The following is a 14325-nucleotide window of genomic DNA, read 5'->3' on the forward strand; positions in this document are numbered from 1 at the left end:
TCTGCAATTACGATTGATTTTACATAGCAAAAAGGGCCGCCTGAGAAGGCAGCCCTTGATACGTTTAATGTACATGGTTTGGTGTAGACGTTCCACATTCTCTAGCCTTGGGTGACAGAGGAAAAGCACACGGGTTCTAAAGTAAGAACTATTACACCGCTTGCCTCACCTACGTGAGATACTATGTATACTCTGTTCATTCTTTCCAGGGAGCATAACCTATGCCAAGCACATTGACCTATCCGGGCGTCTATGTCGAGGAAATTGCCAGTGGTGTGCGCACCATCACAGGGGTCAGTACGTCCGTTACTGCGTTTGTCGGTTCGGCGCGGCGCGGGCCGATCAATCAGGCCACTCGCATGTTGAGCTTCAGCGACTTCGAGCGCCGGTTCGGCGGTCTCAGCGCCAATTCGGAACTGAGTTACGCGGTACGCCAGTTCTTTACGAATGGCGGCAGCGAAGCGTGGGTGGTGCGACTGGCCAAGGATGCCGGCCCCGCCGCGCGCATCTTGCAGAACAGCACGCTGACCAACGTCCTGGAGCTCACAGCACAGGATGAAGGCTTCAGCGGCAACGGCATCGAGGTGCGCATTGACACCAGGACCGCGAACCCGGCCAGCACCTTCAATCTGACGCTGAGCTACACCTCGCAAGAGGCGCCCGATGAGAACCGCAGCGAGACCTTCCAGAATCTCTCCATGAACAGCCACGATGCCCGCTACGTGGAGAATATCTTGCGCACCTCACAACTGGCGATTGCCAAGCGGGTGGCATCCCTCGCCGTGCTGGCGGCGTTGGGCGCCGGCACGAGTCTCAGCGATGACCTGGCTTCGGGTGGCGCGTTGGTGGACGTAGCAACGCTGAAAGATGCGAACCACGACCAGTTCCAGGTTTCCGTCAACGGCTCCCCTCCTGTACCCGTCCAGATCGCCGACGCCGACCTGGTCGGCGCGAACGATGTCGCACGGCTGGCCGCCCTCTGCACCGCGATCACGGCCAAGGTTACCGCCGCGGCAGGCAGCAACCCGCTGGTGGCCGGCTTCACCTGTGCGCCCGACGGCAACCGCATCCGCATGACCTCCGGCGTCGCGGGCGAGGCTTCCAGCGTGCGTGTGCTGCCCGGGGCTCGCAACGACCTTTCGGCCCGCCTGAAGTTGGGCACAGCCAACGGCGGCGCCGAAACCGATGCCGTGGCGACGCTTCGTCCCGTGGAGCTGCCCGATCACGGCACACTCACCGGTGACGTGTTGGTTGCGGCTGATGTGCCCGCCAACGCTGCTGATCCTGCTGCGATCCCCAGTCCAACCCACAACAGCTTCAAGATCAGTCTCGATGGCGATACAACTGCCGTCGTAAACCTGGGCAATACGGCTGTTGGAGGCGGCAGCCTTGGGGACCGGCTGGGCATTATCGCCGACCGGATTCAGACGGCCGTGCGTGCCCTCAAGCCGTCCAAGCCCGCTTATCGCGACTTCACGGCCTCAGTGAGTGGCGGCAACCGGCTTGTCCTGACATCCGGCTCACGCGGGGCTGGCTCGTCCGTCGTCGGCGGCGCTGCCGACAGCAGCGACATCGCCGGTAACCTCAAACTGTTGGTCGGGGCCACGACCACGCTACCGCAGAACGTGATGTTGCAGGGCGGTACTGAGAGCGCCTTCACCGCGGACGAGGCCTACAACCTCTTCATTGGCAACCGTTCCCTGCGCAAAGGCATCTACGCGCTCGAGTCGGTTGATCTGTTCAACATCTTGTGCCTGCCAGGGGTGAGCGATGCAGGCATCCTGCAGGACGCGGATGCGTACTGCCAGGAGCGGCGAGCGTTCTTGATCATTGACCCGCCGGAGATCACGACGAAGCCCGACGCCATGGGCACATTGGCCACCGGCAGCTCGCTGCCCAAGTCCAAGAACGCCGCGGTGTACTACCCATGGATCTCGGTCGCCGATCCACTGAACGGCGGCAAACTGCGCAACACCGCTCCCAGCGGCGCCCTCGCCGGTCTCTATGCGCGCACTGATGCCACCCGGGGCGTGTGGAAGGCGCCAGCCGGCACCGAGGCGACCCTGGGGGGCGCACAGGGTGTTGCCTACCTCCTTACCGACGGGGAAAACGGTACGCTGAACCCCCTGGGCGTCAACTGCATCCGCAGTTTCCCCGTCTTCGGCACGATCTCTTGGGGCGCCCGGACATTGCGCGGCGCCGATCAGATGGCCGATGAGTGGAAGTACGTTCCTGTCCGCCGGACCGCGCTCTACGTCGAAGAAAGCCTGTACCGCGGGCTGAAGTGGGTAGTCTTCGAGCCGAATGACGAGCCACTCTGGGCACAGATTCGGCTTAACGCCGGGGCATTCATGCACAATCTTTTCCGGCAGGGCGCTTTCGCCGGCAAGACCCCGCGCGAGGCCTACTTCGTCAAGTGCGACAGAGAGACGACCACCCAGAATGATGTCAATCTCGGCATCGTCAACATCCTGGTCGGCTTCGCCCCGCTCAAGCCGGCAGAGTTCGTGATTATCAAGCTTCAGCAGATGGCCGGCCAGATCGAGGCATGAGGGGGACACCATGGCACAATTCACGGTCAACGCGCAACGGTTCGATCCATACAAGAACTTCAAATTCCGCGTCAAGTGGGACGGCCGCTACGTGGCAGGAGTGAGCAAGGTCGGTTCCTTGAAGCGCACCACCGAGGTCGTCAAGCATCGGGAAGGCGGCGATCCCAGCAGCACCCGCAAGTCGCCGGGCCGCACCGAGTACGAGGCGATCACGCTGGAACGCGGGGTGACCCACGACACCGAGTTCGAGCAGTGGGCCAATAAGGTCTGGAATTTTGGCTCGGGTCTGGGCGCCGAGGTCTCACTGAAGGATTTCCGCAAGGACATCCTCATCGAGATCTACAACGAGGCGGGCCAACTGGCCATGACCTATAAGGTGTACCGCTGCTGGGTCTCCGAGTTTCAGGCCCAGGCCGACCTGGACGCCAACGCCAACGCCGTGCTGATCCAGCATATCAAACTGGAGAACGAGGGCTGGGAACGCGATCGGGAAGTTCCCGAGCCGAGTGAACCGATCCTGGCCGCGTGAAGATGCCACGGCCAACTTCAGCATCGAGATTGCTTGACACCTGGGAGCAAGGCCTGGGCCAGCCCCAGGCGCTGCAGGCGCTGGCCTTTCTGCAATGGGCCAGGCCGGACGCCGAGCGGGCCGCCCTGGAGCGCCTGACCATCGGTCAACGCAACGCCGAGCTGTTGGCGCTGCGCCAGCAACTATTCGGCCCCGATCTGGCGGCGCTGGCAAGCTGCCCCAACTGCGGCGAGACGCTGGACCTCAGCTTCCGGACGGCCGATATCCGGACTCCGCCCCCCCCTCTGACAGATGAGCGGGTGGGGGGGGAGATCCTGCATGAGGGCCACCGGGTGCAGTTCCGCCCCCCGGATACCGCCGACCTGCTGGCGGTGGGACAGGTGGCGGATGCGGCGGCTTTCCGCCAGGCGTTGCTGGCACGTTGCGTGGACGCACCGCTCGACACATTGCCAGGGGCCTTGCTGGACGAGATCGTGGCGCGCATGGCCGAGGCCGACCCGGGGGCCGATGTGCAGTTGAACCTGACCTGCCCGGCCTGCGTCCATGCGTGGCAGGCGCCCTTTGACATCGCCTCCTTCTTGTGGCGCGAGGTGGACGACTGGGCCGGACGTACCCTGCGTGAGGTACACCTGTTGGCGTCGGCCTACGGCTGGCGCGAGGCGGACATCCTGGGATTGAGCGCGCAGCGCCGGCAGCATTACCTGGACATGATCGGCGGATGAACAGCGATGAGTGACGACTTCCTGAGCAGCCTGGCTGCCCAAGCATTGGGCACAGCAAGCGCGGTACGCCCCCGGGTGGCCTCCCGTTTCGAGCCGCGCCCGGCCGGCGGCGCCTTGCGCCGAGGCTGGCCGGAGCCGGCAGAGCTTGAGCTCGACACACAAGCCTCTGCGGTTCCGGCCGCGAGGGATGCCCGGCGGCCTGATCTCGCCACGATCAGCCCGTTGGCCGGGCGGGTGATGCGCGACATCGAGACCGAAAGGAGTGCGCCGATGGGCGCGCCGGCTCTCCCGCGCTCAAATCCCACCGGGGCTGTGCCTGAGCACTGGGAACGCCCCGGCGGAGCGGATGGCGTCAGCGTGTCGGCGCCACGCGCGGCGGGGCGAGAACCGGCCCCCGCATCGCCTGCGCCCGCCACGAATGCAGCGGGTCAGAGCCACCCCGCCGCCCCGGAGGTAGTGCCACCGTCAGCGGCCGGCGGTCTTGCCCCGCAGCCGGCGGTGCGGCCGGCCACGGCTGTGCCAGAGGTCAGCTCGACCCGCCCGCGTGTGGTTCCTGTGCAGACGCGGCGCGCGGCTCGGGAGACACCCCCTCCGCAGGCGCCGGCCGATGCCGGGCCGACGATCCAGGTGACCATCGGTCGCGTCGAGGTGCGCGCGACGACATCGCCTGCCGCACAGCCGACCGGGCGTCCGGCGTCGCCGATCATGACTCTGGAAGAATACCTGCGCCGCAAAACGGAGCGAGGGAACCCATGAGCAGCCCACTTGCTATTGCCGCGGTGACGGCCGTTCTGAAGGACCTGCTCAACGACGGCCTGATCAACCACGACCTGGCGGCTCATGTGGGCAGCATCACGGTCAGCGCGCTGCCGCCGGATCGCATCGAGACCGGCGCACAGGAGCCGAACCAGCTCAACCTGTTCCTTTACCAGGTGACGCCGAACCCCGGCTGGCGCAACACCGGCCTGCCCTCGCTCGACAGCCGGGGCGATGGCCGGCTCAGCAATCCGCCGCTGGCACTCGATCTGCACTACCTGCTCACCGCGTACGGCCGTGACGATCTCAACGCTGAAATCCTGTTAGGGTACGGCATGTTCCTGCTCCACAAGACGCCGGTGCTGACGCGCAAGGCCATCCGCAGGACGCTGACCGGTAATTCGCCCGTCACCGCGGCGCTCATGCCGCCCTCAGTGACGGAGCGCACGGCCGCCGACCTGGCCGACCAGATCGAGCAGATCAAGCTCACGCCGCAGACCATGAACACCGAGGAGCTCTCGAAGCTCTGGTCGGCGTTGCAGGCGCGCTACCGCCCATCTATGGCGTACGTTGCTTCCGTGGTGTTGATCCAGGAGACGGCGCCCGTGCCAGCGGCCATCCCTGTGCGCCAGCCTGTCGTCACGGTCACGCCCTTCCGTCGCCCGTTCATTGCCGAGCTGGAACCACAGGCCGTCCTCGCAGGCGGGACGCTGGCGATCAAGGGGTTCAACCTCAAGGGCGCCAGCACGGTGGTGAGTTTCGGCGCGAGCGCAGTGTCCGTCAGCCCCACCAGTGACGAACGCATTGATGTATCGCCGCCTGCCAGCCTGGCCGCGGGTGTGAACACCCTCCAGGTTCGCCACGAGGTGAGCCTGGGCAAGCCCCCGACCGCGCACCCAGGCGCGGGATTCGAGTCCAATGTAGTAGCGTTCGTCCTGACCCCGCGCATCACCACTGCCCCGCCCTTGACGGCCGCCCGCGAGGCGACGCTCGTGCTCGATGTGACGCCGCCGGTCGCGAGCGGCCAACGCGTGGCCCTGCTGATCGGCGACCAGGCGCTCCCTCTGCCTGCACGATCTGCTGACGACCCGCCGGCAGCGACGCTCAGCTTCCCGATCCCGGCGAGCTTTGCACCGGGATCGTTCCTGCTGCGCGTGCAGGTGGACGGCGCCCAAAGCCCACTGGAAGTGGACACCGTCGCGAGCAGCCCGACGTTCAACCAGTACATCGGCCCGCAGGTGACGATCACATGACAGACCTGGCGCGCTGGCAGCAGAACAACGAAGCCCACCTGGCCGCGGGCCTGGGCTGGCTGCGCGCCCGCCTGGCGTCGCTGGCCGGTGAGGGGCGAGTTGGCAACTCGCCCGCCGAACGAGTTCGGCACTCCGACGAACACCTTCGCGCGATGGTCGTGGCCCGGGCTGCCATGCAGGCTGCCGAAGATGCCTCCTCGGAGGCCGCCGAAATGCCGCCCGCGCTCGCCATCCTGAGCGAGCGGCTGGGGCTGTCGCGCTTCGAGGCGCAGGTGCTGCTGCTGTGCGCGGGGATGGAGCTGGACACGCGCCTGGCCGGGCTGTGCGCCCGTGCCCAGGACGACCCCGCCAGGCCGCATCCCACGTTCGGGCTGGCGCTGGCCGCGCTGGAGGAGCCAGCCTGGGAGGCGCTTGCGCCCGACCGGCCGCTGCGCTACTGGCGGTTGATCGAGATCAACCAGCCCGGGGCGCAGCCGCTCATCGCCAGCGCCCTGCGCGCCGACGAGCGCATGGTCCACTACCTGAAGGGGCTGAACACCCTCGACGACCGCCTCGAGCCGCTGCTGACGCCCATGGACAGCCGCACTGGCCAGCCTGTCGCAGGCGCGCTGCCGCCATCGCAGCGCGCCGCAGCCGACGAGATCGCCGGCGAGCTCCGCCGGGCCGCGACCGCGGGACGCCTGCCCGCGATCCAGTTAACCGGCCCGCACGCCGCCAGCAAGCGGTTGATTGCCGGGCAGGTGGCCGCGCTGTTGGGCGTGCAACCCCACAGCCTGTCGGCCGAAACCCTGCCGGCGAACCCGGCCGAGCTGGAGACCTTCGCCCGCCTGTGGCAGCGGGAGACGATCCTCCTGCCGCTGGCGTTGTACGTCGACGCGTCCGAAACCGCCCCTGTCGGCCCGCAGATGGCGGCCCTGAAACGACTGCTGGCGCGCAGCCACGGCATCTTCTTCCTGGATGTGCGGGAGGTGATTGCAGGCTTGTCCGAGTCCATACCTGCGTTCGAGGTTGCCCAGCCCACGGCGGCGGAGCAATACGAGCTTTGGGCCGGCGCGCTGGGGTCGTTCGCAGGTGAGGCGCCGTCTGCCCTTGCCGCCGAGGCCCTTGCAGCTCAGTTCAACCTGGATCCCGCAACGATCGCGCAGGCTGCCGCGACAGCGCAACTGGATGACGCCGGCGCCGGCGGGGTGGCCGACCGTCTGTGGCGGGCGTGCCGGAGCGCAAGCCGACCCCGGCTGGAGTCGCTGGCCCAGCGGCTGGAGCCGGTGGCGACGTGGGACGACCTGGTGCTGCCCGCGGACACCGCGGCGCTGCTGCGACAGATCACCGGCCAGGTGCGGCAGCGGCTGCGCGTGTACGATGGCTGGGGTTTCCGGGCAAAGATGAACCGCGGACTTGGCATCAGCGCCTTGTTTGCCGGCGAAAGTGGGACGGGCAAGACGATGGCAGCCGAGGTGCTGGCCAACGACCTGCGACTCGACCTGTACCGCATTGACCTGTCCGCGGTGGTCAGCAAGTACATCGGCGAGACCGAGAAGAACCTGCGGCGCCTGTTCGACGCGGCCGAGGACGGCGGCGCCATCCTCTTCTTCGACGAGGCGGACGCGCTGTTCGGCAAGCGCAGCGAGGTCAAGGACAGCCATGACCGCTACGCCAACATCGAGATCAACTACCTGTTGCAGCGCATGGAGGCGTACCGGGGCCTGGCAGTTCTGGCGACCAACATGAAGAGCGCGCTCGATCCGGCCTTCATGCGGCGGCTGCGTTTCATCGTCAGCTTCCCGTTCCCCGCCCTGCCCGAACGCCGGCTGATGTGGCAGAAGGTCTTCCCGCCGCAGGCGCCGGTGGCCGGGCTGGATCTCGACCAGTTGGCGCGGCTCAACCTGACCGGCGGCCTGATCCACAACATTGCGCTCAACGCGGCGTTCATGGCTGCCAGCCAGCAGCCGCCGCTGATCACCATGCCGATCGTGCTGGAAGCGATCCGGGGCGAGATGCGCAAGCTCGACCGGCCGATCAATGGGATCTAAACCATGAAAATTCACGTTCACATCGAGCGCCTCATCCTGGACGGGTTGCCCCTCGGCCCCGGCGGCGGCGCGCGCGTCCAGGCGGCGGTCGAGGCCGAGCTGACCCGCTTGCTGTCCTCGGACAGCCTGGCCGAAGGCGGCATCGCCCAGGCGTGGCCGGCGGGTGGCGCCGTGCCCGATGTGCCGGCCGCGGCCATCCGGCTCAACGCAGGCGCGCGCCCGGCTGAGATCGGCGGGCAGATCGCGCGCAGCGTCTACGGCGGCATCGGGAGGAAACCATGAGCGGCCTCGCCCGCACCCTGATCGCGCAGAAGGCGCAGCAGATCCAGAAGCCGGCGGCCAGCGGCCTGTTGCAGCGCCAGTGCGCGTGCGGCAATCACACGGTTGCAGGCGGGGAGTGTGCCGCGTGTGCGCAGAATCGGCAAGGTGCGCTCCAGCGCAGCCCTAGCAGTTTGGCGATCAATCGCCCAGGCGATCGCTACGAGCAAGAGGCCGACCGTGTGGCCGAGGCCGTGATCAGCGGGGGGGTGCTGCCCGGACGGACGCTTAGCAGCGCGCCGGCGCTGCGGCGCGACGGGCCACCCTCGGCTCCATCGCCCCGCGACCCCAGCGCCGAAGAGCGCCGCAAGTACCCTGGCAGTTCACTGCCTGACCTGGGGTTCAACGAGGCAAAGAACGACCAGCACGTACAACAGCCGTCTGAAAAGCTGGAGACGAACGAAGATAGGTTTGGCGCAGCGGGTGAGAAGTGGGCGGAGACGTTCCTGGAAACGACGCTGGGCAAACAGCTAACCGACCAGGCCGAGAAGTTCGGCGAAGGCTTCGTCTCAACCTTGCCCAGTTTGGCCGTCACGCTGGGCATCGCCGCCAGCACGGTCGCCACGATGGCGCTGCGCAACGAAGAATTTCCGTTAAAGGGGCTGGTGATCAAGCTGCCCAAGATCGCTCCGGGCCTGAAGGTGAAGCTGACCTACAAAGGGCCGCTCAGCGCGCCGACTGAGGCCGGTATCACATTTGTCTACGAACCTGAGGCAGCGAAGAAGCCGCAGGCGAGCGATACTGATCGTACTCGCGCCGAAACGGAGCGCATGGCTGCTGATCAGGCGAAGTTTCAAAAGGGAACGAAAACCCCGGCCGCGCGCGCGGCCGAGCAACGGCAGCTTGACGCGATCATACGCGGCCGCCAGGCACAATCGGGCAACATCCTCGGCATTCCGGGCCTCACGCCCCGCCGCGATTACCGGATGCTCCAGCGCGACGCCGCTGGCAGCAGCGACCTCTCCGTGGCCCCGCCGATCGTCCACGATGTGTTGTCCTCGCCCGGCCAGCCCCTCGACCCCGCCACGCGGTCGTTTATGGAGCCGCGCTTCAGCCACGACTTCAGCGGCGTGCGGGTGCATACCGATGGGCGGGCCGCAGCATCGGCGCGGGAGGTGAGCGCCAATGCCTACACGGTGGGACCCAACATCGTGTTTGGTGCGGGTTGTCCACCCGCATGGTGGACATATCAAGCCAACAAAGAAGCCGGTACCGCTGGTGCCTGGGTGGCATAAGGTGGTCGACGAGAATGGCGTCATTCTGGGGTATCTCCACCTTTTGGTCGGAGTCACAAGAGTGCTCGATGCAGACGGCAAGTACGTCGGCGGGGACGAGCTAGGTCTCGAGCGTCCATTTATCGATCCAATTGATATCTTTGCTGGCGGGATTGGCGGTGTTGTTCGCGCTCGCTGCGCGGCGCATTGTCCGCGCCACCAGGCGTGCTGCCCCGCGAATTAGAGTGGCCGGGTTTCTCGCGTCGCAGGGACTCAGGAGCACAGTGCCCGTGCTCGCCGGCGACTTTGCGCCGAGCGCGTTCGTAATGGCGGAGACGCTCGCGGCCGAGTCTGTCCCTAGCGCAGTTCGAGGTGTGTCTGGAACAGCGGTCAGAGGTGCCGTGAGTCAGGGCGCACGTGCAGAATCTGCATCGGTGATCGAGGCTACGAGTACCAAAGGAGCGACTGCAGCGGCGTCCCCGGGTGCGGTCACGGCAGTCCCGGCCTCCAGCCCTGGTGCGCAAGCGGTGGCCGGGGCGGCGGGTGCAACCGTCGCATCGAACGTGACGGCACAACAGATGGATCCACGACATGCCCGCGGCTACGGGGGAGAACAAACGATGGGATTCCAGCACTATTCACAGAAGGACGGTTGGGAATTCATCCAGGGACCCAGCGGGTCACAAGGGCACTTCGTCACTGGCTCAAGCTTTGACGGCATGGCCTACAACAAGAAGCTCGATCTATTAGATCTCATCGACAACAAATCGCTCAACAGAGCTGGAAACGTCAGCAGCGCAACCGCGATCGACCCCGCCAAGAATCTTGCGCAGAATCTCGACGCAGAGATCGCGCGGTTGACTGGCATGAGCGACGTTCCCAACAGAATCCGCATTCTCGAACTCTTGCGCGCAAAAAGGGCGGCGCTCGCCACCGGGGCGCCGGGTCCAAGCCAAGTCAGATTGGTGGTAACGCACGAGGGCGGGCAAACGACGGGTGTAAGTGCCCCTCTGCAGAGCCGTGGCGTACAGAGCAGGTGAGAAGTGAATCAATGTGGTCAGACTCGATCAATATCTACCCATCAACCAGCATGAGGCGAAAATGCGATGTGAACCATGACCGGTTTTTCCAACTCACCCAAACTGCTGAAGGGCGGCATTGTGGTGATAGATCTGGGCACGTCGCAGTTACTAAGTAGCATTGCTCTGAAATACAGCCTGGTCACCCCATGGTCGTTGGGGGTGTTTGCGAAGAATCTCAAAGACAATTGGCTAAACTTTTAAGGATACCATCATGCCCAGAACTCTCCGCATCCGTTCGTCTGGTGACGACGTCAAGTTTTTGCAGGAACAACTGAACTCGCGGCCGCCGACGGCGCGGCCGCTGCTGGCCGCCGACGGTAAGTTCGGGGCGAAGACGCGGTCTCAGCTGCAAGAATACCAAGTTAACAACGCGTTGACCGTCGCCAAGACGACCGGCTTCTGTGTTCTCGGTCGAGATTTGTACGACCGGCAAGGCGCCAGGGTCATCCTCCGCGGGGCAACACGATGTCGGTGTTCGATAACGACGATCCAATCGGCTTTGTATCGTTCCCGGGAATCAAACAAGCGGGTGCGAATACCGTTGGGAGACCCAAGCGATGACTACCTTCCCAAACTCTCCCCGCCTGCTGAAAGGCGGCATCGTCCTTTTGGACCCAAACACGGGCGCGGTGCTGCGCATCATCGCGCTGCAATACAACCCGGACACCCTCAGCCGCACCTTGCAGGTGAAGGGCGCGGGCGCGGAGGGCGGCGACCGCTCCGAGGCGCTGCGATTGAAAGGCCCGCCGGTGGAGACGATCAAGCTGGAGGTGGAGATTGACGCCGCGGATCAATTGGAGATGGCAGATCGGCAGACCGCGCAGCTCGGCATCCATCCGCAGCTGGCCGTGCTGGAAACCATCGTCTATCCGACCAGCGCCCAGCTTGCAGCCAACAACCGCCTGGCCAGGGCGGGCACGCTGGAGATCGCGCCGATGCAGGCGCCGCTGACGCTCTTCATCTGGAGCCGCAGCCGGGTGGTGCCCGTGCGCCTCACCGACTTCAGCGTGACCGAGGAAGCGTTCGACCCTGCGCTCAACCCGCTGCGCGCCAAGGTCAGCCTGAGCCTGCGCGTGCTGAGCGTGGACGACCTGGGCTTCGACCACCGGGGCGGCAGCCTGTTCATGAGCTACCTGCAGGTGAAGGAGCAGATGGCCGCGCGCAACCGGGGTGGCGCCTTCAGCGCCTTCGGGATTACGGGACTACCGTGATGACAACAAACTTTCCGCCTAACAGCCGCTACCACGGCATCGAGACCAGCGAAACCGCCGCGCCCGACGGCCGCAAGATCGTCTACCTGCGGCGCCGCTTCGTGCCCTCGCCGCGGCGTTTCGCCCTGCTGCAGGAGCACACGGTGGCGGAAGGCGAGCGGCCGGACCTCATCGCGGCCGCCTACCTGGGCGACCCGGAGCAGTTCTGGCGTTTATGCGACGCCAACGGCGTCATGCGGCCGGAGGAGCTGACCGAAGAGGTCGGCCGGCGCCTGCGCATCACCTTGCCGGAAGGCATCCCGGGGTTGCCCGATGCTTAAAGGTGTGCAACTCACGCTGATGATCGGGCCGGTGGCGCCGATCCCTGTGCCGAAGCTGGTGCTGGACGCGCTCACCAGCGTCGAGGTCACCGTCAACGACACGGGGCCGAGCGTGTTCCAGTTGTCCTTCACGCTGGGCAACCGCTCGCCTCTGCAGACGCTCTTCCTGCTCTCCGGCGGCAGCCCCATCCCGCTGGCGCGCGTGGTGATTGTGGCGACAATCAATGGGACACCGAGCGTGCTGATTGACGGCGTGATCACCAACCACCAGGTGGCCCCGAGCGCCGAAGGCGGCACGTCTACGCTGATCATCACGGGCGAGGACCTGACCGCGGTGATGAACCTGCAGGATTTCAGCGGCCTGCCCTACCCAGCCATGCCGGCCGAGGGCAGGGTGGCGCTGCTGATCGCCAAGTACGCCATCTTCGGCATCGTGCCGCTGATCATCCCCAGCGTGTTGATAGACGTGCCGATCCCGACCAGCCTGATCCCGACCCACCAGGGCACCGATCTGGCGTACATCAACGAGCTGGCCGAGCGGGTGGGCTACGTCTTCTACATCGCCCCAGGCCCGGCGCCGGGCGTCAACGTCGCCTATTGGGGGCCGCAGATCAAGGTCGGGGCGCCGCAGCCGGCGCTCAACATCAACATGGACGCGCATACGAACGTGGAGAGCCTGAGCTTTACCTTCGACAACCAGTCCAAGGGGCTGCCGACGGTCATCATCCAGGAGAAGATCAGCAAGGCGCTGATCCCGATCCCGATCCCCGATATCACGCCGCTGAACCCGCCGCTGGGGTTGATCCCGCCGATCCCCTTGAACCTGCGGCCGGTGCATGGGGTGGCCAAGTATTCACCGGCGCGCGCCATCATGATCGGCATGGCCCAGGCTGCCAAATGGTCGGATGCGGTCAAGGGTCAGGGCAGCCTGGATGTCCTGCGCTACGGGCGCATCCTCAAGGCACGCAGCCTGGTCGGCGTGCGCGGCGCCGGTCTGGCCTTCGACGGCCTCTACTATGTCAGCAGTGTGACGCACAAGATCAAGCGCGGGGAATACAAACAGGGCTTCAAGCTCGTCCGCAACGGGCTGATTTCGACCCTGCCGGCGGTGACTTCATGAAAGAGATGAAAGAGATGAACAAGTACTACGGCAAATATCGCGGCACCGTGTTCAATAACATCGATCCGGAGCAGTGCGGGCGCATTCAGGCTTTCATCCCCGACGTGTTGGGCATCGCTCCTTCCAGTTGGGCGATGCCCTGCTTCCCGATCGCGGGCAAGCAGATGGGGGCGTATATGATCCCGCAGATCGGCTCGGGGGTGTGGATCGAGTTCGAGCAGGGCGATCCGGACTTCCCGATCTGGGCCGGTTGCTTCTACGGCATCGTGGCCGAGGTGCCGCCGCTGGCGCTGGCAGGCAACCCCGCCAGCCCCAACATCGTGCTGCAGACATCGCTGCAGAACACGCTGGTGATCAGCGACCTGCCCGGCCCGACTGGCGGAATCATGCTCAAGAGCGCCACGGGCGCCACGATCATCGTGAACGACACGGGAATCACCATTCAGAACGGCAAAGGCGCCAGTATCGTCATGGCCAGCCCCACGGTGACCATCAACAACGGCGCGTTGGTCGTGATGTGAGATAGGAGCAAACGATGCCAGGATTCGTGTTACACGTGGGCGCCACTGTCTTGTGCGCGCATGGCGGGCAGGCGCAGCCGACCGTCCCGAACCCTCGCGTGCTGGTGAGCGGCCAGCCGACGGTGACCATGGCCGCGCCGTACGTGGTGGCCGGGTGCGCATTCGCGCCGGGTGCGCCCAGCCCATGCGTCACCGCCCAGTGGATCGTCGGGGCCACGCGGGTGACCAGCAACGGGCAGCCTCTGCTGCTGCTGGACAGCCAGGCGATCTGTGCGCCCAACGGCACGCCGCTGATGATCGTGGCTACGCAGGCGCGCGTGACAGCGCAGTGAGGCAACTATGAACATTGCTTATCCATTCCGCTTCGACGGCGGAGGGCGCACCGCCACTGCTGACGATGACCGCCACATCCGTGACTTGATCGAGGGCGTGCTCTTCACCAATCCTGGCGAGCGCGTCAACCGGCCGGACTTTGGCAGCGGCCTGGGGCAACTCCTCTTCGCGCCCAACAGCCCGGAACTGGCCACCGCCGTGCAGTTCCTGGCGCAGGGCGCGCTGCAACAGTGGCTGGGGGACTTGATTGCGGTTGAGCGGGTGCAGGTGGACGCCGTGGATTCCGCCCTGTCTGTGCAGGTAGATTACGTCGTGCAACGCACGCAGCGGCGCGGGGCCGCGCAGTTCAGCCGGGAAGCGTAAG

The 14325-nt window shown here is 65.6% G+C and carries 15 protein-coding genes; all 15 read left to right on the forward strand.

Annotated elements, in window-relative coordinates:
• Positions 1-221: 221 nt before the first annotated feature.
• Entirely contained in the window at positions 222-2552 is a 2331-nt protein-coding gene (locus IPF85_RS00700) for a phage tail sheath subtilisin-like domain-containing protein (protein WP_343406138.1), read from the forward strand.
• A gap of 10 nt (positions 2553-2562) precedes the next feature.
• The gene (locus tag IPF85_RS00705) at positions 2563-3081 is read left to right on the forward strand and encodes a phage tail protein (RefSeq protein WP_343406139.1); all 519 of its coding nucleotides are present in this window, start codon (positions 2563-2565) and stop codon (positions 3079-3081) included.
• A 2-nt stretch (positions 3082-3083) separates the two neighbouring features.
• Positions 3084-3803, forward strand: coding sequence for a phage baseplate protein (locus IPF85_RS00710; RefSeq protein ID WP_343406140.1), 720 nt, complete (start codon positions 3084-3086; stop codon positions 3801-3803).
• Positions 3804-3809: 6 nt separating this feature from the next.
• Positions 3810-4559, forward strand: a complete 750-nt coding sequence (locus tag IPF85_RS00715; protein WP_343406141.1) for a hypothetical protein — start codon at positions 3810-3812, stop codon at positions 4557-4559.
• Entirely contained in the window at positions 4556-5812 is a 1257-nt protein-coding gene (locus IPF85_RS00720) for a DUF4255 domain-containing protein (RefSeq protein WP_343406142.1), read from the forward strand. The genes IPF85_RS00715 and IPF85_RS00720 overlap by 4 nt, the downstream gene beginning before the upstream one ends.
• Positions 5809-7842, forward strand: a complete 2034-nt coding sequence (locus tag IPF85_RS00725; protein ID WP_343406143.1) for an ATP-binding protein — start codon at positions 5809-5811, stop codon at positions 7840-7842. The genes IPF85_RS00720 and IPF85_RS00725 overlap by 4 nt, the downstream gene beginning before the upstream one ends.
• Positions 7843-7845: 3 nt before the next feature.
• Positions 7846-8124, forward strand: a complete 279-nt coding sequence (locus tag IPF85_RS00730; RefSeq protein WP_343406144.1) for a hypothetical protein — start codon at positions 7846-7848, stop codon at positions 8122-8124.
• Positions 8121-9395 carry a DUF4157 domain-containing protein gene (locus IPF85_RS00735; protein ID WP_343406145.1) on the forward strand — a complete coding sequence of 425 codons (1275 nt, stop codon included), beginning with the start codon at positions 8121-8123 and terminating at the stop codon, positions 9393-9395. The genes IPF85_RS00730 and IPF85_RS00735 overlap by 4 nt, the downstream gene beginning before the upstream one ends.
• A gap of 599 nt (positions 9396-9994) precedes the next feature.
• A complete protein-coding gene (locus tag IPF85_RS00740) occupies positions 9995-10414 on the forward strand; it encodes a hypothetical protein (RefSeq protein ID WP_343406146.1) in 420 nt (139 codons plus the stop codon).
• 599 nt (positions 10415-11013) lie between these two features.
• The gene (locus IPF85_RS00745) at positions 11014-11667 is read left to right on the forward strand and encodes a hypothetical protein (RefSeq protein ID WP_343406147.1); all 654 of its coding nucleotides are present in this window, start codon (positions 11014-11016) and stop codon (positions 11665-11667) included.
• Positions 11667-11987, forward strand: a complete 321-nt coding sequence (locus IPF85_RS00750; protein ID WP_343406148.1) for a LysM domain-containing protein — start codon at positions 11667-11669, stop codon at positions 11985-11987. The genes IPF85_RS00745 and IPF85_RS00750 overlap by 1 nt, the downstream gene beginning before the upstream one ends.
• Entirely contained in the window at positions 11980-13107 is a 1128-nt protein-coding gene (locus IPF85_RS00755; protein WP_343406149.1) for a hypothetical protein, read from the forward strand. The genes IPF85_RS00750 and IPF85_RS00755 overlap by 8 nt, the downstream gene beginning before the upstream one ends.
• 5 nt (positions 13108-13112) lie before the next feature.
• On the forward strand, positions 13113-13628 hold the full coding sequence (locus tag IPF85_RS00760) for a phage baseplate assembly protein V (protein ID WP_343406309.1): 516 nt from the start codon (positions 13113-13115) through the stop codon (positions 13626-13628).
• A 14-nt stretch (positions 13629-13642) separates the two neighbouring features.
• On the forward strand, positions 13643-13960 hold the full coding sequence (locus IPF85_RS00765; protein WP_343406150.1) for a hypothetical protein: 318 nt from the start codon (positions 13643-13645) through the stop codon (positions 13958-13960).
• Positions 13961-13967: 7 nt separating this feature from the next.
• A complete protein-coding gene (locus IPF85_RS00770; protein ID WP_343406151.1) occupies positions 13968-14324 on the forward strand; it encodes a GPW/gp25 family protein in 357 nt (118 codons plus the stop codon).
• The last annotated feature ends 1 nt before the right edge of the window (position 14325 follow it).

Origin of the sequence: Candidatus Amarolinea dominans (assembly GCF_016704685.1) — a bacterium.
Classification (GTDB): domain Bacteria; phylum Chloroflexota; class Anaerolineae; order SSC4; family Amarolineaceae; genus Amarolinea; species Amarolinea dominans.

What these genes read in the sequence shown, in the direction of transcription:
- IPF85_RS00740 (WP_343406146.1), top strand. Translation starts at nt 9,995, where the DNA reads ATGGGATTCCAGCACTATTCACAGAAGGACGGTTGGGAATTCATCCAG.
- IPF85_RS00750 (WP_343406148.1), top strand. Translation starts at nt 11,667, where the DNA reads ATGACAACAAACTTTCCGCCTAACAGCCGCTACCACGGCATCGAGACC.
- IPF85_RS00710 (WP_343406140.1), top strand. Translation starts at nt 3,084, where the DNA reads ATGCCACGGCCAACTTCAGCATCGAGATTGCTTGACACCTGGGAGCAA.
- IPF85_RS00760 (WP_343406309.1), top strand. Translation starts at nt 13,113, where the DNA reads ATGAAAGAGATGAACAAGTACTACGGCAAATATCGCGGCACCGTGTTC.
- IPF85_RS00720 (WP_343406142.1), top strand. Translation starts at nt 4,556, where the DNA reads ATGAGCAGCCCACTTGCTATTGCCGCGGTGACGGCCGTTCTGAAGGAC.
- IPF85_RS00725 (WP_343406143.1), top strand. Translation starts at nt 5,809, where the DNA reads ATGACAGACCTGGCGCGCTGGCAGCAGAACAACGAAGCCCACCTGGCC.
- IPF85_RS00765 (WP_343406150.1), top strand. Translation starts at nt 13,643, where the DNA reads ATGCCAGGATTCGTGTTACACGTGGGCGCCACTGTCTTGTGCGCGCAT.
- IPF85_RS00770 (WP_343406151.1), top strand. Translation starts at nt 13,968, where the DNA reads ATGAACATTGCTTATCCATTCCGCTTCGACGGCGGAGGGCGCACCGCC.
- IPF85_RS00730 (WP_343406144.1), top strand. Translation starts at nt 7,846, where the DNA reads ATGAAAATTCACGTTCACATCGAGCGCCTCATCCTGGACGGGTTGCCC.
- IPF85_RS00700 (WP_343406138.1), top strand. Translation starts at nt 222, where the DNA reads ATGCCAAGCACATTGACCTATCCGGGCGTCTATGTCGAGGAAATTGCC.
- IPF85_RS00715 (WP_343406141.1), top strand. Translation starts at nt 3,810, where the DNA reads ATGAGTGACGACTTCCTGAGCAGCCTGGCTGCCCAAGCATTGGGCACA.
- IPF85_RS00745 (WP_343406147.1), top strand. Translation starts at nt 11,014, where the DNA reads ATGACTACCTTCCCAAACTCTCCCCGCCTGCTGAAAGGCGGCATCGTC.
- IPF85_RS00735 (WP_343406145.1), top strand. Translation starts at nt 8,121, where the DNA reads ATGAGCGGCCTCGCCCGCACCCTGATCGCGCAGAAGGCGCAGCAGATC.
- IPF85_RS00705 (WP_343406139.1), top strand. Translation starts at nt 2,563, where the DNA reads ATGGCACAATTCACGGTCAACGCGCAACGGTTCGATCCATACAAGAAC.
- IPF85_RS00755 (WP_343406149.1), top strand. Translation starts at nt 11,980, where the DNA reads ATGCTTAAAGGTGTGCAACTCACGCTGATGATCGGGCCGGTGGCGCCG.